Genomic DNA, 24,537 nt, shown 5'->3' on the forward strand with positions numbered 1-24,537 from the left:
CCGCGGTCCGGGCCCAGGCCCCGTCCACGGAAAACTAGTGCGTGTAGACGCGGATCGAGGACGCCAGCGGCCCGGGCGGGTTGAGCGCGAAGGACGACAGCACCCCGTCCCCGGAATAGTCCACGAGCGCCCAGAGTTCCGAACCACCGCTCACGACGTAGGTCGCTCCGCTAGACACCGGTACCGTGGCGCTGGATCNATAGTCCACGAGCGCCCAGAGTTCCGAACCACCGCTCACGACGTAGGTCGCTCCGCTAGACACCGGTACCGTGGCGCTGGATCCGGCGTCGATCTGGAGGTCGACCGGGGTGCCTTGGATGGGCGTGAGGGTGAGTGCGGCATCCGCTGCCCCGCCGTTGACCAGGTGCAGGGTCGGCGATGGACCGGCGGCCACGGCTACGGCGAAGGAACCGATCAGCGGTGCCGAGGCAGAGAACCAGCCGAAGTCCTTTCCGCCGGCACTGTCGGTGGCGGTGCGCGCGGCCGCAACGATCGGCTCGTCGGAGCGCAGGTGCACGGAGAAGCTGCCCACAGCCAACGGCGCTAGCGGAATCTCGGTGGCGATGCCGGGTTCGACGTCCACCTGGGTCGACGTTCCCTCTGTAGAGCCATCGGCACTCGTCACTCCGATCTGCACCGTCGCCGCGCTGGAGCCCGGCACGAATACCCGAATCGACGGGGTGTCGGCGTTGAAACCCTCGCCCGTCGTGACTGTCTCAGCGCTGACGGCCGCCATCACGCGCACCCCGGCAATGATCTGGTTGGTGGCGGGCGTCGCGGTGACGCCGACGATCTCGACTCCGCCCGGTTCGATACCCTGGATGCTGCTCTGCTCCAGTGACGCAGCCACCTGGCCACCGCGCGATGACACCTGCAGCACCGGCGACTTCAGGTTCGGCGCGAGGCCGGCCAGTGAGATGACCCGCTGCTCACCCGGCTGCACCAGAATGCCGGTCGCTCCGGGCGCGTCAACGAGGCCGCTCTCGCCGAAGACCATCACGTCGACGGTCGCGAGCACGGGGGTCGGGTTGCTCAGCAGCAGCAGGCTGGTGCTTCCGATATCGGTCGACCCACCGACGATCCAGCTATCGCTGACCGCTTCAGCGCAGGCAGCGACGGCGAGTCCGCCAATGGTGTCGGTGGCGGCAACCTGCGACTGGCTGCCAGCCACAAATGGCGGCACGGTGGCACCATTCTGCACGGGCACGGTCAACACCAACGGCGGCTGACGACTGTTCGAATCGTCGACCGCGGTGATCTCGGTCACCTGCGGCCGAATCTGTTCCAGCGACACCACGTCAACGGCGCCATACACAGCGGATGCCGCCCCCACACTCGACGCGGACTGCGCCTGCGTCGAGTCCTCGGCGAGGGTCAAAAGCGGCCCGGGGCAGACCCGCTGCTGCTCGCTCGGCAGGGGCAGGATCTCGCTGGATTGCGGGCCGCGTTCGATGGTCGGCAGGGTCACAAGCGTGGCCGCGCCGAGCGTTGCAACGACGACGGCGATGCCGACGAGGCCGAGCACACCACGTCCGGCCCGGCCGCCGATGCGGGCAAGTTGGCTCTTATCGGGCATTGTCGTCCTCCACGGAATCGGCGGTGCCACCATCAGGTGCTTCCAGTTTGGTGCCGACGCCGGTCTCCCGGTCTATCGCGAGGTCGGCTTCGAGGTCGGTGCCGAGAGGCACGTCCCGATCGGTATTCAGGTCAGACGCAACCGGTCCCTTCCGCCGCCGCACCCGTTTGGGCTTCTGTTTGGCGTCAGCGCGGGCCGCCCGGCGTATCGCGTCACGATTAGCCTGCCGCACGGCTTCACGGCCGGCGCCGATGGGCAGCGACAACAACACCGCGCTTCCCACTACGGCGAAGGCGATGAGCAGGGTCACAAACCCGAAGACGCCGCCAGCACGAGCCGGTATGGGCGTGGACGCCGCAGTATCCGTTTCACCGAACTGCCACAGGCGGCCGAACTCGGTGTCGCCGACCGGAGCGAGCGCCGAATTGCCATCGAGGGCGGTTTCGGTGCGCAATGCGGTGTCGGCGGCGTCGATGCTGGAACCGGCCGGCTGCAAGACGATAAAGCGGATGCCCAACTCGGCCAGGTCCGCGCTGGCGTCGCGTCCGCTGCGGGAAGCGAGGTTGCCGGCAAGCTCCGTGAGCATTTTCTCACGGACGCTGAGGGTCTGGTCCGTGCTGTCCAGAGTGGATTGTTGGTTCAGGGTGGCGCCAACGCCGCGCTCGATCGACGCGAGCAGGCCACCGTCGACCTGCGGAGTGAGCTTGAGCGTGCCGACCCGGTTGTCGATCTGGGCTTCAGCGGCGACGAAGGCCGGCTGCGTCTGCCCGGTTCCCTCGCGCACGACCGCGGAGCCGACGTGCAGTGAACCAATAAGCGGGAGTACCACCACGGCCAGGGCGAGAGCTGCGACAACGCCGGGCATCGACGCGAACCGGCGCAGCGAGCGCAGACCGATAATGAGGGCGCCGATCAGGCCGAGCCAGTACAGGCTGAGGCCGGCACCTGACCAGACGCGCACCGGTTCGGCTCCGATCGCGGCGAGCACAAGCTGGTTGGCGACGAGGGCTGTGCCCAAGCCAAGCAGCGCGACCAGCCAGGCACCGCTGGCCAGGCGCGCGCCGGGCAGCAGCAGCGCCAGCAGGGCGAGCACGGCCAGAGGCGCGAGCAGGATGGGCACGAACAGTTGCGGGTCGAAGCCGACGATCCCGAACCGGTCGAGCACAGCCGCCCAGCCGTCAGAGCCGGGCAGCCCGAGCAGCAGTTGCAGGGTCGGTGCGTGCCCGCTCGGCACGGGCAAGCCCGGGTCAGCGACGAGGGTCAGCCAGTCACCGCGCAGGCCCCGGTCGAGAATGAGCGGCAGCGCCAGAGCGAGCGCCGGCATCGGAATACCGATGAAGCGCATCACCCGACGGCCAGCCAGGGCCACGCTGAACAGCCAGCCCACGAGCAGTGCCGGGGCCAGCGAGGGCGCGCAGGCCGCAACGGCAGCGAACAGCAGGGCAGCAGATGCCGACGCCGACCAGGTGCGCGCGGCGGCGAACCAGGCGAAGAACAGCCAGGGCAGCAGCAGGTGCACGAGAATCGCGGCGGGGCGTCCGGTGGCGAGGGCGATCAGAAACGTCGGGGCCAGCACCCAGAGTGCTGCGGCCAGGGCCCGCAGGCTGCCGCGGTCGGTCAGTCGGGTTGCAGCCATCCACGCGCCGATTGCTGCGAGCGGAAAGGCCAGGGCGTAGACCAGCACGAGCGCGAACGAGGGCGACCAGAACGCGATCGAGCCGAGCACGGCTACGACCGCGGCAAAGGGGTCGGCCGCTCCGACGAAGCCGAGTCCGAGGTCGCGCCAGCCGTAGCCGACGCTCGCCCACAGTTCGGGCAGGCTCGGTGAAAGCGGCAACAGGCCACCGCCGGTCAGGGTGTCGGCGCCGAGCAACGGCACCATCATGATGATTCCCACAACGGCCGCGGCCAGCATGGTCCAGGCGCCGCCGCCGGAGAAGAATCGAATTTCGGGCCGTTCGCCGTGCAGGCCGAACAGGCTCGCTTCACGCTTGAGCGCGTGCCGTCGGCGCACTTCCGCTGAGGGAACCCGCAGGGTCGCAATGGCATCCCAGCCGAGAGTTCGGGTCTTGGCGAAGGAACGGCGGGCATTGCCGACGCGCATTCCGTTGAAAGCGGCGCCGAATGCCGCAGCGAATTCGCCGACAATCGCGCCCGGTTCTTTGCGCAGCAGTTGCCCGATCGATCGGAGAAAGGCGAGCGGCAGTAGAGACAGCCAGTGAAAAACCAGGGTCCAGGCCGGAGCGTAGACCAGGCGGCGATGCAGTTGGGCCGAGCGTTCGGCCCGTACCCGACGGCGACGGAGGCGCCCCCGCGAGGACTGGTTTGGTCCGGCAACACCGTCACCGGCCGATGCCACGCGAGCAGCCGGAACGACCGACACCCGATACCCGGCCAGGCGCACGCGCACGCAGAAGTCGAGCGAGTCGTCCACGGTCGGGAGAGCCGGGTCGAATCCCCCGAGCTGCTCCCAGACCATGTGGCGCACGAGCAGACCGCCGGCGCTGACGGCGAGCACGTCGCTCAGGCCGTCGTGCTGGCCCTGGTCGAGTTCGCTCTCGACCAGGCTGACGGTGGTACCGGTCGGCGTCATCGACTCGCCGAAGTTGTGGATATATTCGCCGGCGATCCACTCCATCGCCTTGGGTCCGGCGACGGCTACCGAAGGGGCGATCTCGAGTGCATCAACGAGCACCTCGAGCGCAGTCGGATCGGGCGCGCTGTCCTGGGCGAGCAGCCAGAGCAGCTCGCGATCGTGCGTGGGCGGCGGCGTCACGCGCACGGCGGCAGCGATCGCCTGTCCAAAGTGCAGATCGGCGTCGGCGGCAATGAACTGCGTCGGCCCGAATTCGGCGAGCAGTTGCGCGGTCGCATCGCTCGAGCCGCAGTCAACGGTGATGACAATGTCGGGTTTACGGGTCTGTAGCGACAGCGCCTTGAGAGTTCGCTCAAGGTGTTTCGCGCCGTTTCGGGCGACAAGGATGGCGGTGACTCTCGGTTGCATAACAGAACCAGCCTAGGTCGGGATCGGCGGGCGGCCCTGAACCGAGAGGGCGCGCCTCGAATATTGGCTGGGCGGATGCCGCAATTTCCGTTCACACATCGCGTCGCGACAACGATCCGATCAGGAATCCGCTTGGGGATGCCGAGCGTCACCCAACGAGCGAACGCTAAGCGCGCTTACGCAGTTTCCGGCGCTCGCGCTCGGACAGGCCGCCCCAGATGCCGAACCGTTCGTCATTACCGAGCGCATACTCGAGGCACTGGTTACGAACCTCGCAGCCGGAGCAGATTTTCTTAGCGTCGCGTGTGGAACCACCCTTTTCGGGAAAGAACGCTTCGGGGTCGGTCTGCGCGCAGAGCGAGTCGGCCTGCCAGGCCAACAGGTTTTCGTCACCGAGATCTTGTCGTATTCCCGGAACACCGAGGGTGACGGGGTCAACGAACCAGTCCTCTGGTACTCCGGAACGATAGTCAGGTATAGCCATATCGTCTCCCAGCGCTCGCTCCGCACCGTTTAGTGCTGTATCTAATTACACCGGTGTAATTCGATAACGTCAAGTCGCGGATCGTAAACCCTCAATACGGGCTGGAGGGTTACGACGCGCCGACGGTGACGATGAATTCGCACGTTCGAGGGCAGCAAGAGTGATGCAATGTTGCGAACGTAGCACGATCAGGCCCGGAGTCGGCGTGTCGCTGCCCTCAGCGCACGAAGGCGCGCGAGGAATCCCAGGCGCTCTGCACCATCTGCTCGAGGGTGTGGCTCATGCTCCAGCGCAGATCACGGGCCGCGAGCGCGCCGGAGGCCACGATGCGATCCGGATCACCGGCGCGGCGTGGGCCGATCTCTGGCACGAAGTCGATACCGGTGACTCGGCGCACGCTCGCCATGATTTCACCGACCGAGACGCCGTCGCCACTGCCGAGGTTGTAGACCGGCTCGATCGCGTCGCCGGCGTCGAGGCGGCGGGCTGCGGCGACGTGCGAGAGCGCGAGGTCGGCCACGTGGATGTAATCGCGCACGCAGGTTCCGTCGGGCGTGGCATAGTCGTTGCCGTTGATGCGCGGGATGCGCCCATCGAGCAGCGCGGCGAAGATCAGAGGAAAGAGGTTGTGCGGGCTGGTGTCGCACAGGGAGCGGTCACCGGAGCCGACGACGTTGAAGTAACGCAGCGAGGTGTGGCGCAGCCCGGTTGCGACGGCCTGATCGCGCAGCAGCCATTCGCCGATCAGCTTGGATTCGCCGTAGGGCGACTCCGGGTTCTTCGGCGTGTCTTCGGTGACGAGGTCCGTGCGCGGCGTGCCGTAGACGGCAGCGCTCGATGAGAACACGATACGGTCGATCTCGGCCGAGTTCATGGCGGCGAGCAGCGTGGCGGTGGCCGTCACATTCTGTTCGTAGGTGTGTAACGGGCGCTGCACCGAGACGCCGGCGTACTTGAATCCGGCAACATGCACGACGCCGCTCACGTGATGCTCGCGAAAGGCCTGCGACAGGGTTCCACCGTCGAGCACATTCGCCCGAATGAACGGGACCCCGGCCGGTACAAACGACTCGTGGCCGCTCGAGAGGTCATCGAGCACGACCACGTCGAGGCCTTCAGCCTGGAACGCACGCACCACGTGGGATCCGATGTAGCCCGCTCCGCCGGTTACCAACCATGCCATGACGCCCCGTTCGTTCGTGCGACACTCGGGTGCGCCACCGCTACAGGCTAGCGCCAGCGAACCGCGGCATCATACTCGTCGACCATCAGGGGTGCTCTTCGGCCGGAGCTATCGCGCCGAATGGCGCGAATCGTGCCAACGATAGCGGTGACGGCGAGGGCTGTAAGGAGGAAAAAGAGAATGAACATGGCAGAAATTCTATGAATTGTGCTTTTCTGCCGCGAGTGGCAGAGTCGTCACTGTTTGATACATTCCTGCCAATGTTGACGAGAGGATGCTCATGCTCCAGAAGATCGTCTGCGTCACCCTCCCGGGTCTGGCGCCGTTTGAATTCGGCGTGATCTGCGAGGTGTTCGGTATCGACCGCAGCGCCCAGGGCGGGCCCTTGTTCGACTTTCACGTCGTGGCCGCCGAACCCGGACCGATCCGCACCAAGATCGGCTTCGACATCGTCGTGCACGACAACCTGTCAGCCGCGGCCGATGCCGACCTCATCGCCATTCCCGGCTACGAACAAGGCGAGTCCGTCGACCCGCGCGTGCTGCAGGTGGTGCGCGACGCTGAAGCCCGCGGCGCCTGGGTGCTCAGCGTCTGCAGCGGTGCATTCGTGCTCGCCCAGGCCGGCATCCTCAATGGCCGCCGCAGCACCACCCACTGGATGTACACCGACGCCCTCGCCCGCTCGTTTCCCGAGACGGCCGTCGACCCCGATGTTCTGTTCGTCGACGACAGCCACGTCGTCACCGGGGCCGGCACCGCCGCGGGCATCGACGCCGCGCTGCACATCGTGCGCACCGAACTCGGCGTGACGGCCGCCAACGTCATCGCCCGCCGCATGGTCGTGCCGCCGCAGCGCGACGGCGGGCAGTCGCAGTACATCGAAGCATCGGTCGTCGACTGCCAGACCGAATCCTTCGCCGCCGTCACCGAGTGGATGCTGCGCCACCTCGACCAGGACTTACCGGTCGACCTGCTCGCCCGCAAGTCGCTCATGTCGCCGCGCACCTTCGCGCGCCGGTTTCGTGCCGAGCTCGGCACGACGCCCACCCGCTGGCTCAACCGGCAGCGATTGCTGCGGGCGCAGGAACTACTCGAAGACTCCTCGCGCAGCCTCGAAGCAATCGCCGTCGATACCGGTTTCGGCGGAGCCGCCGTGATGCGTCACCACTTTCTGCAGGTGCTGCACACCACCCCCACTGCCTACCGCCGTGCCTTCGGCCCCCGCAGGGTCGGCTAGCCGATCGGGCGTGCCGATGTTCGTCGAAAACCAGGCTACGCACCGGGCATCGCGAGAAAGACCTCGCCGGTGCCGGCGAACGTCAGGGTGCCCTCATCCGGCGTGATGTATACGGCCTCGCCGTGCTTGAGCGGTCGCGACGACGCGCCGCCCGCGATGAGAAATCCGCCGGCCGTGCAGATCGCGATGGCCGGGCCGGTGAGGGTGACCTGTCGCATCGTGACGGGCGCCGGCGACGCGGCGTCGGCATCCGCGTGAATGCGCACGAGCTCGAAGTCGGCAACCCCGGGCCGATACCGTGAGACGCCGTCCGCGAGAATGATCGGAGCGAGGACCGGCGACGTCGCCGGAGTGAAGTCGAGCACCGCGAGCAGCTCCTCGATGTCGATGTGTTTGGGGGTGAGCCCGCCGCGCAACACGTTGTCGGAGGCGGCCATCACCTCCACGCCGAGTCCGGACAGATACGCGTGGATGCTGCCGGCCGGCAGATACAACACCTCACCACGCTTCAGGGAAACCCGGTTCAGCAGCAAAGCGAGCACGATTCCGGGGTCGCCGGGGTACTCGGCGGCGAGCACGCGCACCGCCGCCAGCTCATTCGCGTAGCCGATGATTGCTCCCCCTCCGGCTAGGAACTTGGCGTGCTGGGCGAGCAGGACCACCCGTTCGACCAGCCATTTCACCTCGCCGGAGTCGCCTCCGCGGCCGTCACGCAACAGCCAGTCCACGGTGTCGCGCAGGCCCTCGGCCAAGTGTTGCTCGAGCAGGTCGATGGCGGCGGCCTGCGGGTTCTCGTTCGCGAGGTCGAGCAGGCGCAGCTCGGCGATGATGCCGCGCACCTCGGCGAGCGGGCGGAACCCGCAGAGCGCTTCAAACGTGTCGCTGAGCGCAAAGAGAAGTTCGGGCTTGTGGAAAGGGTCGCGGTAGTTGCGGTTACCGGCGTCGACGGCGATTCCGGCCTCGTTCTCAAGCGCGAACCCCGCACGGGCCTGTTCGGTCGTCGGGTGCGCCTGCAGCGACAGCGGGCGTCCCGCGGCCAAAATCTTCAGGAGGAACGGCAGGCGCGGGGCAGTCGTGGCCGCGTCGGCGGTATCCGTTTGCCGCGTCGCCCAGTCCGCTCCGAGTGCCACCGTCGGCGAAGCCGCGATCCAGCCAGCGAGGTCGGTGGAACCGCCCGCCTGCTCCGCATCCTCAATCACCGATGGAGAGCCAGCGTGGGCCCCGAGCCAGAGCTCGGCTTCCGGCCCGCCCGACGGCGTATGACCGAGCAGATCGGCGATGGCATGTGTGGAGCCCCAGGCGTAATCGCGCGGGGTATTGGTGATGCCCACAAACATTTTCGACTCCTTCGTACGCTGTTTAGACCAAACTACCAACCGACTTCAATCATCCAGCCAACGACCCTAGGCTGGCGGCTAGACCGGTTGCGTATCGACCGCCTATTTTGCAACGGAGCATCCATGACCTTTGAACTACTCGGCAGCGACATCTTCGGCTATGAAAATCTTCTCACCGCGCCCGAGCAGGGGGCCATCCTGAAGCTGCGCGCCTACCTCGACCAGGAGGTTCGCCCCATCGCGAACGGATGCTGGGAGCGCGCCGAATTCCCCGCCCAGATCATCAAGCCGCTCGCCGAGCTCGGCCTGTATTCCTTCGGCTGGGACGAAACGAAACCCTTCACGAATTCGGCCGTGTTCCGTGGCTTCGCGGCGTTGGAACTGGCGCGAGTGGATGCATCCGTTGCCACCTTCGTCGGTGTGCAGAACGGGCTGTCGGCCGGGTCGATTGCGGCCTGCGGCTCTGCCGAGCAGCGCGCCGAGTGGATTCCGCGCCTCGCCTCGGGCGAGGTCGTGGGAGCGTTCGGGCTGACCGAGCCGCTCTCCGGCTCCGATGCGGCGCAGGGCCTGCGCACCACTGCCACCCGCACGGGCGACACCTGGACCTTGAACGGCGCCAAGCGCTGGATCGGCAACGCCACCTTCAGCGACGTGACCATCATCTGGGCCAAGGACACCGCCGACAACCAGGTCAAGGGCTTCATCGTTCCCACCGACACCGCCGGCTACGCGGCCACCAAGATCGAGGGCAAGATCAGCCTGCGCACGGTGCAGAACGCCGACGTGACCCTGACCGACGTGGTCGTGCCCGAGACCCTGCGCCTGCAGAACGCCAACTCGTTCAAGGACACCGCCAAGGTGCTGCGGGCCACGCGCGCTGAGGTGTCCTGGGCGGCCGTCGGCAACGCTATCGGCGCCTACGATGCGGCCGTCGCCTATTCGAAAAAGCGCGAACAGTTCGGCAAAGCCATCGGCGGTCACCAGCTCGTGCAGGATCTGCTGGTGAAGAGCCTCGGCAACATCACCGCGAGCCTCGGCATGGTCGTGCGGGTGTCGCAGCTGCAAGACGAAGGCGTGCAGCGCGACGAGCACTCCGCGCTGACCAAGGCCTACACGACCAGCCGCATGCGGGAGAGCGTGGCGTGGTGCCGCGAGCTGTTCGGCGGCAACGGCGTGACCCTCGAGTACAACGTAGCGCGGCACTTCGCCGACGCCGAGGCCATCTACTCCTACGAGGGAACCCAGGAGATGAACACCCTCATCGTAGGTCGCACCATCACCGGCCAGGCTGCCTTCGTCTGAGCTGATGCCAACGGCCCCGAACCCACACCCGGGGGTGCGCCCGCGCCCGGGCCCGGGATACGGTGTCGGAATGAGACCACAGCAGCGCGGCCCGGCGTGACCACCGAGCAGGGGCTCGACGCGATCATCGTCGGATCCGGCCCGAATGGCCTTGCCGCCGCCGTCACCCTCGCCCGCGCCGGCCTCAGGGTGCGCGTCTACGAGCGCAACCCGCAGATTGGCGGCGGGGCGGCGACCGCCGAACTCACCCTGCCCGGGTTCCGCCACGACGTGGGGAGCGCCGTGCATCCGCTCGCGCTCGCCTCCGAGTTCTTTCAGAAGTTCGGCCTCAAGGACCGCATCGAACTTAAAGTTCCCGAGATCTCCTTCGGGCATCCGCTGCCCGGTGGCTGCGCCGGCGTCGCCTGGCAGGATATCGAACGCACTGCCACCGGCCTCGGGCGCGACGGTCCGGCCTGGCTGCGGCTGCTGGGCCCGCTCGTGCAGAATATCAACGCCATCGCCGAGCTCACCGGGGATGCGCTGCTGCGCGTACCGCGGCATCCGCTGATGCTGGCCCGCTTCGGGCTGCGCACCCTCGAGCAGGGCAGCCCGGCCTGGAACTGGCGCTTTTCCGGCGTGACCGCGCCGGCGCTGCTCACCGGAACGTTCGCCCACTCGATCGGGCGGCTGCCCAGCCCCTCCACCGCCGGTGCCGGGCTCACCCTCGCCGCGCACGCGCACGCTCGGGGCTGGCCCATTCCGATCGGAGGAAGCGGCGCCATCGTGCAGGCTCTCGCCGACGATCTGCTCGCGCACGGTGGCGAAATCGTGACGGATGCCGACATCACCAGCCTGAAAGAGCTGCCGCCGGCCCGCATCGTGCTGCTTGACGTGACGCCGCGCGCCCTCGTCGACCTCGCCGACGGGGCATTGCCCGTTCGCTACGCCGCATCGCTCAGGAGCTTTCGCTACGGTAACGCGGTCGCCAAGGTGGATTTCGCGCTTTCCGAACCGGTTCCCTTCACCGCGGCCGACCTGCGGCGAGCGCCGACCCTGCACGTGGGCGGCACCCGCGCCGACCAGGCCCGCGCCGAGAACGCCGTCGCCCGCGGACGGCACGCTGAGTTCCCCTATGTGCTCGCCGCGCAGCCGAGCATTCTCGACGCCACTCGCGCTCCCGCCGGAAAACACACGCTTTGGGCCTACACGCACGTTCCGGCGGGCTCCACCCACGACCAGACCGAGCAGATCACCCGGCAGATCGAACGCTTCGCCCCGGGATTTCGCGACACCATCCTCGCCTCTTACAGCCAGACCGCCGCGCAAATGCAGAACCACAATCCCAATCACGTCGGCGGCGACATCGCGGCCGGAGCGATCAGTATGACCCAGCTCGTGCGCCGCCCGGTGCTCTCAAGCGACCCGTGGCGTACCCCACTCGCCGGTGTCTACCTGTGCTCCTCGTCGACTTCTCCCGGCCCAGGCGTGCACGGCATGTGCGGCTACCGCGCCGCCCTGAGCGCCCTGGCCCACGAATACAACGTCGTTGAGCCGCCGGACCTCACTCCCCGCGAGGGCAACTAAGGTCCATCCCACTGCCGAGTCGCCCACGAAACGTCACGTGCCGCGCATAACTCCTGCAATTTGAAGCTGTTGGGACAGACACCCGCGTAATTCCGGGCAAGTCGTGTGAACATCAATGGGAATTGCAGGAGTTATGCGCCTTCGCCCGTAGAGACCAGCCTGATCGGAGGCCGCTCATTGACCACTCAGCCACCCCGAAAACCCGAACAGGTCTTCGCGGCGCGCACAAAGCGGATGCCCCGTGCGCCGGAGCGAAGACGCCGCCGCCGACCCAGCCCGCCTCGATCCCACTCCCCTGAACGGCCTGGCATCGGCTACCGCAACACGGAGACCCTCCGCCGCCTCGTCTACCCGGCCGAGGACCACGCCGACCAGCGGCGCGGAACCCGGCGCACCAACACCGGTAATCTGAAACCATGTCCGCCGTGCAGAGTCGCCTCGTCATTCGACTCTTCGCGACCTTCGTCTGGTTCACCGTTCTGGCCGGCCAGTTCTGGCGCAACCTCGGCGGCTGGTGGGGCTTCGGCGCCATCGCCGTGATCGTCGTCGTCGGCAGCATCATCGGCCTCGGCACCCAACGCGCCAATGCCCGCAATCGCGCCGCAGTGAACGCCGCAGTGAACGCCGCAGTGAACGCCGCAGCATCAGACGACACCCCCACCGACCGCGACATCGCCCGGGGCCACACCTACCAGGCTGCGCTGGCCCCGCCCCTGAACTGGCGCAAGTTCCCCAAGACCATCACCGCGTTCTTGCTATTGGCCACCCTGTCGATCGCGTGGTCGTACTACCCGGGGGCATCCGCTCTCGGAATCACCCTGCAACTCATCACCACCCTCGCCGCCCTGTTTCTGGCCGTCACCCTCACCTGGCCGGAGCTGCTGCGCACCCTGGCCGCCGCGCTGCGCTGGGTGCTCGCGCTGAGCCTCGTGTTCGAGCTGTTCGTGGCCATTGTCGTACAACACGAAGTGCTGCCCTTCTTCGTCGATTACGGCACCGACGACGTGCCGAAGGCGTTCTATTGGAGCCGGGGCCTGCTGCTGGATGGCGGCCCGATCGAGGGCATCGTCGCCAATCGCAACCTGCTCGGATTCGTCGCGCTAACAGCCATCATCGTCTTCATCGTGCAACTGAAGGCCCGCACAGTCAGGCGCAACTCCGGCCTGGTCTGGCTGGCGCTGGCCGTCGGCATGCTGCTGCTCACCCGCTCCGCCACGGTCACCGTGTCGCTCGTCGCGGTCGTCGCCGCCCTGATCTTCGCGCTCTGGGCGAGACGGCTGCACGATCAGCACCGACGGCCGCTGTATGTCGTGGCGGCGGCATCCGTTCTGACGGTGGGAGCAGCCCTCGCCCTGTTCTCCTCGCAGCTGTTCGGGCTGCTTGGTCGCAGCGACGACCTCACCGGCCGCTTCGATATTTGGGCCAGCGTCACCCAGCTCGCCCTGGAACGACCGGTGTTCGGCTGGGGCTGGGTGAGCTACTGGGTGCCGTGGGTGGAACCGTTCAACGGCCTCGCCGTGCGCAAGGGCGTCACCTACCTGCAGGCGCACAACGCCTGGCTCGATGTCTGGCTGCAACTCGGCATCGTCGGCGTGATTCTGTTCGCCGCGCTGGTCGGCTCGACCCTGTGGCGGGCCTGGTTTCTTGCCGTCGACCGACCGCGTCTCGGCGTGAAAGACACCGAACCGTTCGCCGTGTCGGCCCTGCTGCCGCTGCTGCTGCTCGCCGCGCTGATCGCGCAAAGCATCGCCGAAAGCCGACTGCTGATCGAGAGTGGCTGGGTGATTCTCATCGTGCTGGCCGTGGTCACCAAGCGGCAGCAGCACGCGCCAAGGCCGATGCCCTGACGCCAGCGCGGTAAATTAGAGGATGCCCACCCTGCCCGACGCCCTGCGGCGCGTGCTGGCGTCGCCGAAATTCGCGGCCGCGCTCACGCTCGCCATTCTGGCCACCGCGTTTGGCACCCACCTGCTGCGCAGCGTGGTGGGCTGGCCCGGGCTCATCGGCATTCTCGGCGGCCTCATCGTGCTGGCCGTGCTCTCACTGCTCGCCCGCCGCCCGATCGTGGAGTGGCACGGTCTGTTGCCCATCTCGATCATCGTGTTCGTGGCTTGGTGCGCGCTTTCCGGCGTGTGGAGCGGCTATGTCTCCGAGACCATCATCGGCGTCAGTTACCAGATCACCGTGGGGTTCCTCGCTATCTACGTGGCCCTCGTGCGCGACACGTTCCAGGTCGTGCGCGCCACCGGCGACGTGCTGCGGGCGCTGCTCGCACTCTCCATCGTGCTCGAAGTGCTCTCGGGGCTGCTGCTTGACCTGCCGATCGCTTTTCTGGGTGTGGCCGGCAACATCGACCAGCTCGGACCGATTCAGGGCGTGTTCGGCTCCCGCAACGTGTTTGGGCTCATCACCCTCATCGCCGCCGTCACCTTCTACGTGGAGCTCCGCGCCCGGTCCATTCCGCGCGGCCTCGGCATCGGCTCCATGTGGCTGGCCGGCATCTGCCTGGTGCTCACCCGCTCCCCCGTCATCGTGGTCGTCGCCATCTGCGTCACCGTCGCCGCACTCGCTCTGTACCGCCTGCGCCGCGCCCCCGTCGACGGCCGACGGATGCTGCAGCTCGGCCTCCTGAGCGCGGCTCTCGTCGCCGCCGGCGCAGCCTGGCTCGGACGCATCACCATCATCGACGCCCTCAACGCCGGCAGCGAGTTCGAGGTTCGCTACTCGCTCTGGAGCGAGATGTGGCGGCTGGTGGAGCTGCATCCGCTCGAGGGCTGGGGCTGGGCCGGATTCTGGCCCCAGGACGTCACGCCCTACGGTTGGATTGAATTCACCACCGGACGCCTGCACGCTACCGGGCTCAACGCCTACCTCGACGTGTACTTTCAGGTGGGGCTGATTGGCTTTCTCGCCTTTCTCGCCCTGGTGCTGCTGGCCTTCGTGCGTTCCTGGCTGCTCGCCTCGAACAAGCGCTCGCTGGCGTATGTCTGGGCGCCGCTCATTCTGGTCACCCTGCTGGTGACCAGCGCCGCGGAGAGCACCATTCTGTTCGAGTTCGGCTGGCTGCTGCTGGTGATCTGCTCGGTCAAGGCCGCGCAGGGCCTGAGCTGGCGCAACGCCCTGCCGCACAAGCCCCACCCCGACGCGCCGTAGGCGCTGCGTCAGCTGGTTTCAGGATCGCGCTGATGCTTGCAATCGCAATGTGAGCGCGTTCCTGCTGGCCAGCGAGACCCTGAGCGGCCACCCCCGCCCTTCCACTGGCTATGCGGAGAAGCGTGGGACTGCGCGTTCAACGATGCCGATAAGCAGCGCCTGCACATCGCCCGCGGCTCCGATCAGGGCTTGCTCAGCGCTTAGCTGAACCCAATTGCCTGCGATGACGGTATCAAGGGTGCAGAACCCGGAATATACATGGCACCCGAACGTAGCCCGTTCGGCACCGATAACGGATACGGCCTGGACCGTGCCGTCAGCCGTCATGAATACAGAAGATCGGTCATAACCCCATTCCCCGCCTGGCAGCGCGGTGATGTATAGCGGCCAAGTCTGACCCGTGCTCTCGGGAACCCACATGCATCGGTCAACCCCGACAATCGTCCAGGCGGCATTGTCGATGCCCCACCCTTCGCCGTCGTTCCCATCGCTGATTAAAACTTCTTCAGCCGTGCCGAATTCGGATCGAAATTCATCTGCGGTGGCGTATACCGAACAGTCAGCGGGGAGTATGCCGGTCGAGGCCGGCGCAACCCACAATTTTTCGGGGGCTGGAGCGTTCCGTACCGCGCTGACAATTTCAGCGATCAGAGGGGCCACATGTTCGCTAACCGCGTCATTGCTCAGACTCGGATTCACGTCTATTCCCTGCGCGATGAATTCGATCCAGCTCTCACCGACGAAAATGTTCACCCAGCAGGCTGATTCCGCACCACGACCCAGGCAGGAAACGTGCGAGGCCTCGCCGTAGGTTGACGCGGGCCCTGATACGACTTCCGCAGTGTTTCGCGCGTAGGCCGCCCACTGGGTGCTTGCCTCGGGCAGCACCTGAAGACTCACAGAACTCTGTGTGGCGCCATCGCCGCTCGCCAGGCATGAGACGCCGCCGAGCTGACTCACGGCATACCCTAACGGCGTGGCCGACTGCGGTCTCACCATCAGGTCCGTCGTCAGGGTTGCTCTGTTCAATACACTGGCCACCAATCCTGCGGGCATTACGTCATCACAGGACAGGCCCAATCGCGAGGCTGGCTCCGATACTGGAGCGGCGCTCGCCGCAGCTGTGGACTCAGGCGAGCGATCAGCTGCCTCGATGGCCCCAGGCCCGGGCGCGCACCCCACCAACACAACTGTCGCCGCAATAAGAACACAAATATTCAGTCCCCGCACTGATTTCTCCAATTTTCACTACCTTGAACAGGCTGCGACCGAAATACGTATCGCTGCGACAGAAGGTTGCTCAGGTACGCCAAGCTGCCAGCGCCACCGAATCCGAATCCGAGCCTATACCTCACGCCGATAAGGCAGTCCGGCTGGCCGACGGGCCCCAGTATTTGAACCGCTGAAGCCCGCTCGGTATCGTCCAATGGAGACTCGGTGCCCGATTTCTAGCATCGTCGTGCGCGCCACCGGCGACGTGTCGAGCAGGCGCTGAGCCGCGGCCAGCGACCGCTGCCCGATCAGCACCTCAGCTTTGGGTGAAGCATCGAACGCGGCGCGGCAATCGCCCAAAGAGGCGACCCGCTCGGCCGCCCGGCGAAGCACATTAGCGAGGTTGTGCATACCCAATTCCGCCACCAAATAACAGAAAACCGAGCAATACTCGTAATCTGTAGAGACATAGTCAAATCTAAATCTGGGGAGGACTGGGCTTCTCATCTCCACCCCGACCAACTCTTTCAACGTCCAGCAAGCGTAAGCAATTCTGCGGCTCCGTCCCTGTGCCTTCAATTCCTACGCCTCCTCCACTAGCGACCAGGCTCGTACAATCGCTCATCGCGATTTACGAAACAACAGCGCCAAGGTACTTCGAGCCGTACGCCACGGTGAGACACTCCAGGTCACCAATCATGGCGAAGTCGTCTCGGTGCTATCGCCACCGCCCCTGGCACCGCTCTGCGGTATTCGGCACCGTCCGCACTGATTCACAGAGGGTGTTAAGGCCTGCCGCTCTTCCCTGTTGTCGTGAGCACCCAGTCCGCCCTGGACAAGCTGCGCGCCGAACGTTGATCACCTCCCTAGATACCTCTGCCGTCGCAAAGCTGCTAGCGGACGAGGCGGAGACCAGTACACTCGGGTACACCTTGACGCCAGGGTCGGGGGCGGGGCGCTAATCTCGTCTCAATGTTTCTCCTGAAAACCGAACTGTGGCGCATGGCGAAACAAACAGGAATAGCGCAGACCGCGGTCACTCACATGCTCTCCCGATTGGCCATGCTGGACATGGACCGGAGTGTCTCTCGCGATGCCGGACTTCTCACGGGTCCCAGTCTGCGAAGTCGGGACGCCCTTCACATCGCTGCCGCGCTCCACGCAGGCGCGAACGTGTCCATCACGTACGATGCTCGCTAACAGGAGGCAGCCGAGGCCGTCGGCCTGCGCGTGCGAACCCCCCGGACGGAGCTAGCGTCTCTTCAGTGAGATGCAGCCTTTCCAGTTTCCGTCCTTCAGCAGCGGATGCAACAACCCATCGAGTAAGCGCCGCCATAAAGCGGATGCCGTCACGGAGCCTCGTCGGGCATGTTGACCATGCCCTCGAGCTCGCCCTCGGTCACCCGCACCATGCTGCCGAACAGCGTCCACTCCACGTTCCCAGCGGTGCCGCCGACAATGCAGTTGCTCGCGCCCACATCCACCAGATCGGGTTCACGATTGCCGTGGGACGCCTCGACGTACACGCCGTCCTCCCGCAGCGCCACAAACGAGTCGGCGAAGGTCACGAGGCTCGCATCGCCCTCACAGAACCCAATGGTCTAGGCTCTGCAGAGGGCGTAGGCGTCGACCGATGCGAGCGGGCTGTCGGCCGTTCGAGCCGCCGGTACCGGTACCGGCGTGATGGTGGGAACGGGAACCGGCTCGGCGCTCTCCGTCGCGTTAGGCGTCGCGGGCGTCGACACGCACCCCGCCAGCCCAAGAGAGACCGCGCACAGAGCTCCGGCCAAGATCTTTCCTGTGCTGCGCGAACGGTTCACGCTGCCACCTTCCATTCAGCCACGACCATGGAACATCACTTCCAGCATTCGTACAAGGCGGGCGTGCCCTCCAGATCGCACCCGGTCCGCAGCGCACGATATAGCTTGCGGACGTCCCGGGAAGGTTTCACTGGCGACCCGCCAGTCGTCACCGTCGAGCCGTTCGAGACCTCGCTGCGGCAGCTCGACTGGCTAGGTCGTTTCTGAACCAGGTGCATGGCTTCATCCGCCACGGTGTTGCACTCGGCACAGTAGCGCCCCCCGATCAGGGGCAGTCAGCGGCATTTAGGTGCAATACAAAAGGCAATAGAGTGATCAGATGACTAAAATTCGGCCCGAGCAAATCGGCCACAGGTCTCTGTTACGCCGGGGGCGCAGCACCAAGCCGTTGCAATACACGTTTCTGGCCGTCGCGGCTGGGGTCGCCGGAGTCGCCTGCTTTCTCGCCCTGACACCATGACCGTGACCCGTCCCGCCACTTTCTGGGCGAGCGCCGCGACGATTACCCTGGCCCTCGCTTTCTCGGCACCTCCACCGGCATTAGCCCTGACCGAGCCTCCCGAAGACACTCCTAGTGCTGTCACCGCGGACCCGACGCCATCCCGCACCGAGGAACCGGCTGTCGTTCCGAACCAGACGCCGGAGCCGACACCAGACCCAACGCCGGATTTGACGCCAGACCCATCGCCAGAAGTCGAATACACTGGCACCGACACACCGAGCAACTCACCGACGACACCGATTGACACCACGACCCCGCCGGCCGAAATAGACTCCGCGCCGAGCTCGTGGTTCTACGTGCCGCCGGCGTCAACCCGCCGCTCGACCTCCGTGGAGAAAAAAGCGAAGACCGCCACGCCCACTTCCACGCTTGAACCGAAGGCTGTCGTCGAGGTCGTTCCCACGGCGGTGCCGAGCTCGACGCCCACTCACGAAACCGTGATCACCGAAGTTGACTACACGACTCCGACCTCAGCCGGGGCGTCAACCCTCGCCATTACTGCTCTCAGTGCCAGTCTCGTACTCGCTGCCCTGCTCGGCGCCTGGGCGCTGCTCTACAAGCTGCGCCTCGCCAACAGCCGCGCGATCACGCCCTTTCAGCGCCGCTAGACCAAGCGCAGCTTGAGCACACGATTCTAGCCAGCTGTCCGCTCAACCCATCGAGATTCGGTGATCACCCTGGCACCACCGAGGACCACGATGCGCCTCAGGTTCAGCCGGGACTGTCTCTTAAACGGTGTTTCCGGCCTGACGCGTCGGACGTGGGCCTGGTGGGAAGGGTACCGTGATGACGACACCTGATACTGTCACGAAGCAGACGAAATCTGAGACCACCCCTGAGGCGGTGGCAGCGAAAGAATGGGTGCGCTTGGCTAGAGAGCAGGGGCGGGCTGCTGGGTCAGATCACGAACACATTTCTTGAGGCGGCGCTGAATGGGGTAATGACCGATCACCTCGGCCATGAGAACAACCGTGCCCCGGACGAGCGCGACGACTCGAACGTGCGCAACGAGACCCGCACCAAAACGGTCATTAGTCCCACGACGGGGCCTGTGACGATCCAGGTGCGCCGTGACCGGGACGGCACGTTCACTCCGGTGATCGTGCCGAAACGACATCGCCGACTGACGGGGATCAATGGGATCGTGCTGTCGTCGTATGCCCGCGGCCTCACAACGGGCGAGATCAGCGCTCACTTCAACCAAACCTATGGCGCGCAAGTATCAAGAGAAACCATCTCCCGCGGCACCGACAAGGTGATCGAGGAGATGCAGACGTCGCAGTCACGTCCATTGGACAGCGGGCAGTTTCTACTAGTCGCCGCGAATCCCGAGCAGGGAGAAACCAAGGGCCAGATTCGCACCTAACAAGATACCGGCAGCTGTTAAGCGTCGCTACGTCGAATTGATTCGGGAGGGCCTGTCGGGATCTAAGGTAGCCCGACAGGTCGGAGTTTCGCTCAACTGCGGATCGTTGTCGTTCATCAATGCTGGCAGTCTGATTGTCGTCGAACGTGTCGCCACTAGTACTCGTTATTTCTCTCAGAACGATCGAATCGAAATCGGCGATGGCCTCGCTGCAGGCGAGGGCGTGAAAGGGATCGCCGCCCGGATTGGGAAAAGCTTCCAGAGCGCCTATCGAGAGATTGCACGCAACCGCAAGTCCGACGGCTCATACCGACCCTCGTTCGCCCACGCGGTGAAACTTGCGAAGCGATGGTCGCCGGGTCAGGTCACAAGATGGCTCCGACGTCGATACCCGCGCACGCTGACGTGGCACATCTGTGCTGAGACGATCTACGACGGTGTGTATCGCGGGCTGACCGTCGTGGAGATGCCCGTCGTGGGGATGCCCGTCGTGGGGATGCCCGTGATCCTGCTCACGAGACGTAAGTACCGGCACCATCGGGGGCACGGGAGATCCAAAGACGGATACCACTCCAACCGTCGATGCCGCTCGCGCAGCTCTGGATGAGATGACCGAGGGCTGGGGGAAGAAATACGGTGCGATCACCGGGTGCTGGGAGTCGGCGTGGGAAAAATATACCCCGTTCCTGTCCTAAAACCCCGAGTCGCCAGGTGATCTGCTCTACCAATGCGATCAATCCGCTCAACGCCCGGTATCGGTAAGCGGTGCGCGCTCGAGGAGATCTCCCCACCGAGCAAGCGGCTCTAGAGTGCCTCTATCGCGTCACTCGCAGCCTCGATCCCACCGGTGTGGGCCGAGCCCGGTGGACGATGCGGTGGAAGCCAGCTCTCAACGCGCTTGCCATCACCTTCCAAGACCGCTGGCCGACCGCAGAATCCTACTAATGAAAAAACGCTGGAAACACCGTTCGCGAGACGTCCCCCTGAGCGATGACACCAGTCGTAGCCCATAGATCTGATCACCAAGGCTTGGCGGCGTTCGCCATGCTCGGGTGCAGGATCAGCTCATCGGGGTCACGCCCCTTGGCGTGTACGGAGCCGCCCGAGGTTTGGCAGACGTGAGCGCCGTGCAGGAGCCGGTCAACGCTCACTGTCGCCGGGTTTTCGGCATGACCTCATCAAACCCGGCGGGATAAAGATTTGAGCTGACCGCGGTGGATCGCGCGCACGTTCCCTTCGGGCAAAGCCGATATAGGCAACAGGTCCTGATCTCAGAGATGAATCACCTTGAGCCCATCATCCGGATGGCCGAGCTCAACACCGCAAAGGCCCTCGCGCGGAAGACCCGCACAAACACCGGATTCCGGTGCGCAAATCGGCGCCTACCTGATCCTGCGATATGCGATCAAAGAATGACTCTGCGTAATACCGACACATATCACTTCAAGCCGCCCGTACTGGGGCCCTTGAGCGCATGCGCTGCCGACGTCACCCCCAAAGTTCGAACCCGCCCACGGAAATGCTGCAGCTGGAACCCGGCCTAGTTACACTCCGATAAGCTCAATGAGGCAGCACACACGTGGTCGAACGTCGTGGCATTGACTGGAATTCGATGCAAGGGGTCCTTGATGCCGACTGAATGGTGCCGTCTTTCGCGCAGCTGCTGTGGACACTATGACGCGTCCCCGCAGACCGGCAACTAATGCAAAAACGAAGAGAGCATACAGCAATTGACTAAAAGACCCCGCTCCGCTTACATAGTCGGCTATTATGGAATGTCCAACTACGGCGACGACCTTTTTTGTGAAGTTTGGCTAGCTCGAGGCGATGTCCTCCTTCCAGGACTGGACATACACATAGTTGGCCATAATCCCAGAATTGGAGCCCGCGTATTTTCGTCAAACACCCGGGTTGGAAGTATTTGGCGCGCAGCAATGGGGATCAACGCCGTGCTTCGTGCTCACATAATCGTGCTCGGTGGCGGCTCGGTATTGTCCGATATTAGCGGTGTTCGTCGCCTCCAATGGCGTTTCTCCAAATGTACTCGGACAGCGTTCCAATCCCTCGGAGTATCCGTCGGACCGTTCACCACAGAAGAACATCGAAATACTGTTTCAGCTTTCCTGAATGACAATGAGCGAGTAGTAGTTCGAGATAAGACTTCTGTCGATTCAGGGCTGACAATGGATCTTCCTCAAGAAATTGGAATGGGTGGTGATCTGGCGGCTCTACATCCTCGCGCTGGCATCCGGCATCGCGTGAGCGATGGCGTTAAGAGTGATCGACGGGTTGTTGGTCTGGCCCTTTGCAGAACTGTAGGGTTCGGCAATGAAGCAACTGACCGTTTGGTCCGAGCTCTCGCAATCGCCTTGGACTCGACTCGCACCATGGGAATCACTGACCACATCACGGTTATTTCGCTCAACGGACATTCGCTCCATGGCGACGAGGAGATTTCTACGCGAGCCGTGAATTTACTCCTCCAACTTGGCCTTAACGTCAACCTCGTTCGCTATGGCGATTTAGGGGTAGTTAGCACTTGGACGTTGCTAGCATCTTTCGATGCTGTCGTCGCAGTCCGATTACACGGTGCCATTAGCGCCTATCTTGCTTACGTACCATTTGTGCTTGTGGAATATCACCAAAAATGCACGGACTTCTCCATCGATATTGGTCAAGATCCGAAGCTAGTGCTAGATTCGACACGCAATCAGGAGCAAATGGAGCGCAGCATTACTACGTTGCTAACGGACGCACCTTCGCCCCTACTGGCTCCGCTCGATTACATCCTCCGAGCCGAGCGAGCGTATCTCCCTAGTATGAAAATGGGCGAGTAGCACCCGCCATAACATAAGCCTATTTGGCTTTTGAGGCGGGGGCTTGCGTCGAGATACGCGCTGCTCGCCGGTATTGAAGGGTTGGCATACCTATAGCTCAATTCGGGAGGCCGTGCCGAGTGATGCCTGTTCGGTTGGCCTAGATGTATACGCCTTAACCATTGTCATTAGCGCGTTAGATGTGCCTGTTGGCGGAGTTCTGCGGCACACGTTCGGGTTTGAGATATCCAAAGTGATTAAGTTGCTCTCCCCCTTCAGGAGCGGACTCGATCGAGGGCCGCCTGGCCAATAACGCCGGGATCATCAACCTCGGTCACATCGACATGCGTCGGCACCGTAACGATCAGGCCCGCGCCCACAACGCCTAATGGGAGTAACACCGGACTGGCCCGGACGCCGAGCCAGGCTCCCCCGTTACCTTGTAGGTAGCCCTTGAAGCTTTGCTTCTGAGGGGTGTTGGCCTGTTAGGCCCGGCATGGTTGCTGCCCCCAGTCGTTAATGATCCGGGGGGGTGTTGTCACCGGGCCTGACTGGTATTGGGTGATCGCTAATAGGGGCTCGACTGGAATTAGCTTCTTGGCCGAACGTAACGTGGATGCCGCGACTTGATGCCGTGGACAGGCCAACCGATCCGCATGGCTGACGGGAAACTCATGATTGAGAATTACGACAGCGTTGACGTGTTCATAGGCGTTGACGTTGGAAAAAGTGAACATCACGCGGTCGCTCTCGACCGCTCAAGGAAGCGACTTTACGACAAAGCGCTCCCCAACGACGAGGCCAGATTGCGGGCCGTGATCCAGAAGCTCAAGGTCCGCCGCACCGTGCTCTTGGTCGTTGACCAGCCCGAAACCGTCGGCGCGCTGCCGGTGGCTGTCGCGTATGCCGAAGGCATTCTCGTGGGCTATCTGCCTGGACTCGCGATGCGGCGCATCGCCGACTTGCACGCCGGCGAAGCGAAGACGGATGCCCGTGACGCGGCGATCATCGCCGAAGCTGCGCGCACTCTGCCGCACGCCCTCCGCCCGATCCACCTCGAAGACCAGCAGGTCGCGGAGCTGTCGGTGCTGTGCGGATTCGCACGATGACATCGTCGGCCAGATGACCGCGACGAGCAACCGGATCCGGGGGCTGCTGATGCAAATCCATCCAGCGTTGGAGAGGGTTCTGGGCCCGCACCTCGACCACCCAGCTGTCGTGGACCTCCTCCAGAAATACCCGATCCCGACCGCGCTGAAAGCCGTAGGGAAGGCGCGGCTCGGCAATCGCCTGATCAAGCTCGCCCCGCGCATGGGGCGCCGTTTGGCCGAGGAAATCTTCCAAGCTTTGTCCGAGCAGACGGTGGTTGTTGGCGGCACGCACGCGACTCGGGCCGTGCTGCCGCGTCTCGCCGAGCAGCTGGGGACGCTTCGTCGCCAACGCGCCGAGATCGCCGTCGAGGTCGCCGAGCTCGTCGCGGCGAATCCTTTGGAACCGATCATCAGGAGCATGCCCGGCGTTGGCGTCAGGACTGCCGCCCGCTTCATCACCGAGATCACTGGCAAAGAGTTCGCGACTGCCGGCCACCTCGCCTCCTACGCCGGCCTGGCACCCGTCACCCGGCATTCCGGCACTTCGATCCGCGGCGAGCATCCCTCGCGGCGCGGCAACAAAATCCTCAAGCGCACGCTGTTCCTGTCCGCTTTCACCGCCCTCAGTGACCCCATCTCACGCAGGTACTACGACCGCAAGATCGCCCAAGGCAAACGCCACAACCAAGCCCTCATCACACTCGCCCGACGCCGCTGTGACGTTCTATTCGCCATGCTCCGTGACGGCACCCTCTACCAAGCCGACCACCAACTCGCCGCTTGACAAGAACTGTGAGTCTTGGGGTGGCTGGTCCGGGACTGGCTGGCAGAGTTGGTGTTGGTCGCTCCACCGTGGTCGTGACTCATGACAAAACTGGCCCTCGCGGG

Annotated in this window: 23 protein-coding genes and 1 pseudogene; 15 read left to right on the plus strand and 9 right to left on the minus strand. The window is 64.6% G+C overall.

The annotated features are described in order from the left end of the window. Window positions 1-34: 34 nt before the first annotated feature. The 5 genes from E3T38_RS17110 to E3T38_RS16730 form a co-directional block, all read right to left on the minus strand. On the minus strand, window positions 35-1,576 hold the full coding sequence (locus E3T38_RS17110) for a DUF5719 family protein (RefSeq protein WP_134547986.1): 1,542 nt from the start codon (window positions 1,574-1,576) through the stop codon (window positions 35-37). Further along, window positions 1,566-4,580, minus strand: coding sequence for a glycosyltransferase family 2 protein (locus E3T38_RS09270; RefSeq protein WP_134547987.1), 3,015 nt, complete (start codon window positions 4,578-4,580; stop codon window positions 1,566-1,568). Before E3T38_RS09270 ends, E3T38_RS17110 begins: the two co-directional genes overlap by 11 nt. 166 nt (window positions 4,581-4,746) lie before the next feature. Continuing rightward, window positions 4,747-5,064, minus strand: a complete 318-nt coding sequence (locus E3T38_RS09275) for a WhiB family transcriptional regulator (RefSeq protein WP_104127507.1) — start codon at window positions 5,062-5,064, stop codon at window positions 4,747-4,749. Between the two features lie 217 nt (window positions 5,065-5,281). Beyond that, the gene (galE, locus tag E3T38_RS09280) at window positions 5,282-6,247 is read right to left on the minus strand and encodes a UDP-glucose 4-epimerase GalE (protein WP_134547988.1); all 966 of its coding nucleotides are present in this window, start codon (window positions 6,245-6,247) and stop codon (window positions 5,282-5,284) included. 47 nt (window positions 6,248-6,294) lie between these two features. Beyond that, the gene (locus tag E3T38_RS16730) at window positions 6,295-6,435 is read right to left on the minus strand and encodes a hypothetical protein (RefSeq protein ID WP_166805485.1); all 141 of its coding nucleotides are present in this window, start codon (window positions 6,433-6,435) and stop codon (window positions 6,295-6,297) included. Between the two features lie 92 nt (window positions 6,436-6,527). Here E3T38_RS16730 and E3T38_RS09285 point away from each other — a divergent pair, with 92 nt between their 5' ends. Next, entirely contained in the window at window positions 6,528-7,484 is a 957-nt protein-coding gene (locus E3T38_RS09285; protein WP_134547989.1) for a GlxA family transcriptional regulator, read from the plus strand. Window positions 7,485-7,519: 35 nt separating this feature from the next. Here E3T38_RS09285 and manA read toward each other — a convergent pair whose 3' ends face one another. Further along, window positions 7,520-8,821, minus strand: coding sequence for a mannose-6-phosphate isomerase, class I (manA, locus tag E3T38_RS09290; protein WP_134547990.1), 1,302 nt, complete (start codon window positions 8,819-8,821; stop codon window positions 7,520-7,522). Window positions 8,822-8,944: 123 nt separating this feature from the next. On the opposite strand from manA, the gene E3T38_RS09295 reads away from it, so the two are divergent. From E3T38_RS09295 to E3T38_RS09310, 4 genes are all read left to right on the plus strand, one after another. Beyond that, window positions 8,945-10,123 carry an acyl-CoA dehydrogenase family protein gene (locus E3T38_RS09295; protein ID WP_134547991.1) on the plus strand — a complete coding sequence of 393 codons (1,179 nt, stop codon included), beginning with the start codon at window positions 8,945-8,947 and terminating at the stop codon, window positions 10,121-10,123. A 96-nt stretch (window positions 10,124-10,219) separates the two neighbouring features. Further along, window positions 10,220-11,689: an NAD(P)/FAD-dependent oxidoreductase gene (locus tag E3T38_RS09300; RefSeq protein ID WP_134547992.1), complete on the plus strand. Its 1,470-nt coding sequence runs from the start codon at window positions 10,220-10,222 to the stop codon at window positions 11,687-11,689. A 416-nt stretch (window positions 11,690-12,105) separates the two neighbouring features. After that, entirely contained in the window at window positions 12,106-13,536 is a 1,431-nt protein-coding gene (locus E3T38_RS09305) for an O-antigen ligase (RefSeq protein ID WP_134547993.1), read from the plus strand. A 22-nt stretch (window positions 13,537-13,558) separates the two neighbouring features. Next, entirely contained in the window at window positions 13,559-14,842 is a 1,284-nt protein-coding gene (locus E3T38_RS09310; RefSeq protein ID WP_134547994.1) for an O-antigen ligase, read from the plus strand. 108 nt (window positions 14,843-14,950) lie between these two features. Here E3T38_RS09310 and E3T38_RS09315 read toward each other — a convergent pair whose 3' ends face one another. Beyond that, the gene (locus E3T38_RS09315; protein WP_134547995.1) at window positions 14,951-15,595 is read right to left on the minus strand and encodes a hypothetical protein; all 645 of its coding nucleotides are present in this window, start codon (window positions 15,593-15,595) and stop codon (window positions 14,951-14,953) included. A 1,075-nt stretch (window positions 15,596-16,670) separates the two neighbouring features. Here E3T38_RS09315 and E3T38_RS17490 point away from each other — a divergent pair. Beyond that, on the plus strand, window positions 16,671-16,826 hold the full coding sequence (locus E3T38_RS17490; protein ID WP_370449014.1) for a type II toxin-antitoxin system Phd/YefM family antitoxin: 156 nt from the start codon (window positions 16,671-16,673) through the stop codon (window positions 16,824-16,826). A 230-nt stretch (window positions 16,827-17,056) separates the two neighbouring features. Next, window positions 17,057-17,254 carry a hypothetical protein gene (locus E3T38_RS17495; protein WP_370449015.1) on the plus strand — a complete coding sequence of 66 codons (198 nt, stop codon included), beginning with the start codon at window positions 17,057-17,059 and terminating at the stop codon, window positions 17,252-17,254. A gap of 149 nt (window positions 17,255-17,403) precedes the next feature. On the opposite strand, the gene E3T38_RS09330 is transcribed toward E3T38_RS17495, so the two are convergent. Then, window positions 17,404-17,622 (minus strand): hypothetical protein, encoded by a 219-nt coding sequence (locus E3T38_RS09330; RefSeq protein ID WP_134547997.1) that lies wholly within the window; start codon window positions 17,620-17,622, stop codon window positions 17,404-17,406. A 33-nt stretch (window positions 17,623-17,655) separates the two neighbouring features. Then, window positions 17,656-17,874, minus strand: a complete 219-nt coding sequence (locus E3T38_RS09335; protein ID WP_134547998.1) for a hypothetical protein — start codon at window positions 17,872-17,874, stop codon at window positions 17,656-17,658. Window positions 17,875-18,193: 319 nt separating this feature from the next. Here E3T38_RS09335 and E3T38_RS16735 point away from each other — a divergent pair, with 319 nt between their 5' ends. The 8 genes and pseudogenes from E3T38_RS16735 (at window position 18,194) to E3T38_RS09375 (ending at window position 24,433) form a co-directional block, all read left to right on the plus strand. Continuing rightward, window positions 18,194-18,334 (plus strand): hypothetical protein, encoded by a 141-nt coding sequence (locus E3T38_RS16735; protein ID WP_166805486.1) that lies wholly within the window; start codon window positions 18,194-18,196, stop codon window positions 18,332-18,334. Continuing rightward, window positions 18,331-18,984, plus strand: a complete 654-nt coding sequence (locus E3T38_RS09340) for a hypothetical protein (RefSeq protein WP_134547999.1) — start codon at window positions 18,331-18,333, stop codon at window positions 18,982-18,984. Before E3T38_RS16735 ends, E3T38_RS09340 begins: the two co-directional genes overlap by 4 nt. Before the next feature lie 320 nt (window positions 18,985-19,304). Beyond that, entirely contained in the window at window positions 19,305-19,742 is a 438-nt protein-coding gene (locus E3T38_RS09345; RefSeq protein WP_241984402.1) for a transposase, read from the plus strand. Between the two features lie 106 nt (window positions 19,743-19,848). Beyond that, window positions 19,849-20,349: a helix-turn-helix domain-containing protein gene (locus tag E3T38_RS17500; protein WP_166805487.1), complete on the plus strand. Its 501-nt coding sequence runs from the start codon at window positions 19,849-19,851 to the stop codon at window positions 20,347-20,349. After that, a pseudogene (locus E3T38_RS09355) lies at window positions 20,309-20,687 on the plus strand (transposase); the annotation flags it as partial. The gene E3T38_RS17500 and the pseudogene E3T38_RS09355, both read left to right, overlap by 41 nt. 830 nt (window positions 20,688-21,517) lie before the next feature. Beyond that, entirely contained in the window at window positions 21,518-22,579 is a 1,062-nt protein-coding gene (locus E3T38_RS09365) for a polysaccharide pyruvyl transferase family protein (RefSeq protein ID WP_134548001.1), read from the plus strand. 653 nt (window positions 22,580-23,232) lie between these two features. Continuing rightward, window positions 23,233-23,667: an IS110 family transposase gene (locus E3T38_RS17120; RefSeq protein WP_241984400.1), complete on the plus strand. Its 435-nt coding sequence runs from the start codon at window positions 23,233-23,235 to the stop codon at window positions 23,665-23,667. After that, the gene (locus tag E3T38_RS09375; RefSeq protein ID WP_241984401.1) at window positions 23,552-24,433 is read left to right on the plus strand and encodes an IS110 family transposase; all 882 of its coding nucleotides are present in this window, start codon (window positions 23,552-23,554) and stop codon (window positions 24,431-24,433) included. The genes E3T38_RS17120 and E3T38_RS09375 overlap by 116 nt, the downstream gene beginning before the upstream one ends. The last annotated feature ends 104 nt before the right edge of the window (window positions 24,434-24,537 follow it).

This window comes from Cryobacterium sp. Hb1, from assembly GCF_004403585.1.
Taxonomy (GTDB): Bacteria; Actinomycetota; Actinomycetes; order Actinomycetales; family Microbacteriaceae; genus Cryobacterium; species Cryobacterium lyxosi.

What these genes read in the sequence shown, in the direction of transcription:
- E3T38_RS09295 (WP_134547991.1), top strand. Translation starts at nt 8,945, where the DNA reads ATGACCTTTGAACTACTCGGCAGCGACATCTTCGGCTATGAAAATCTT.
- E3T38_RS09270 (WP_134547987.1), bottom strand. Translation starts at nt 4,580, where the DNA reads ATGCAACCGAGAGTCACCGCCATCCTTGTCGCCCGAAACGGCGCGAAA.
- E3T38_RS09340 (WP_134547999.1), top strand. Translation starts at nt 18,331, where the DNA reads ATGACCGTGACCCGTCCCGCCACTTTCTGGGCGAGCGCCGCGACGATT.
- E3T38_RS09365 (WP_134548001.1), top strand. Translation starts at nt 21,518, where the DNA reads ATGTCCAACTACGGCGACGACCTTTTTTGTGAAGTTTGGCTAGCTCGA.
- E3T38_RS09310 (WP_134547994.1), top strand. Translation starts at nt 13,559, where the DNA reads ATGCCCACCCTGCCCGACGCCCTGCGGCGCGTGCTGGCGTCGCCGAAA.
- E3T38_RS16735 (WP_166805486.1), top strand. Translation starts at nt 18,194, where the DNA reads ATGACTAAAATTCGGCCCGAGCAAATCGGCCACAGGTCTCTGTTACGC.
- E3T38_RS09275 (WP_104127507.1), bottom strand. Translation starts at nt 5,064, where the DNA reads ATGGCTATACCTGACTATCGTTCCGGAGTACCAGAGGACTGGTTCGTT.
- E3T38_RS16730 (WP_166805485.1), bottom strand. Translation starts at nt 6,435, where the DNA reads ATGTTCATTCTCTTTTTCCTCCTTACAGCCCTCGCCGTCACCGCTATC.
- E3T38_RS17120 (WP_241984400.1), top strand. Translation starts at nt 23,233, where the DNA reads ATGATTGAGAATTACGACAGCGTTGACGTGTTCATAGGCGTTGACGTT.
- E3T38_RS09305 (WP_134547993.1), top strand. Translation starts at nt 12,106, where the DNA reads ATGTCCGCCGTGCAGAGTCGCCTCGTCATTCGACTCTTCGCGACCTTC.
- galE (WP_134547988.1), bottom strand. Translation starts at nt 6,247, where the DNA reads ATGGCATGGTTGGTAACCGGCGGAGCGGGCTACATCGGATCCCACGTG.
- manA (WP_134547990.1), bottom strand. Translation starts at nt 8,821, where the DNA reads ATGTTTGTGGGCATCACCAATACCCCGCGCGATTACGCCTGGGGCTCC.
- E3T38_RS17495 (WP_370449015.1), top strand. Translation starts at nt 17,057, where the DNA reads ATGGCGAAACAAACAGGAATAGCGCAGACCGCGGTCACTCACATGCTC.
- E3T38_RS09285 (WP_134547989.1), top strand. Translation starts at nt 6,528, where the DNA reads ATGCTCCAGAAGATCGTCTGCGTCACCCTCCCGGGTCTGGCGCCGTTT.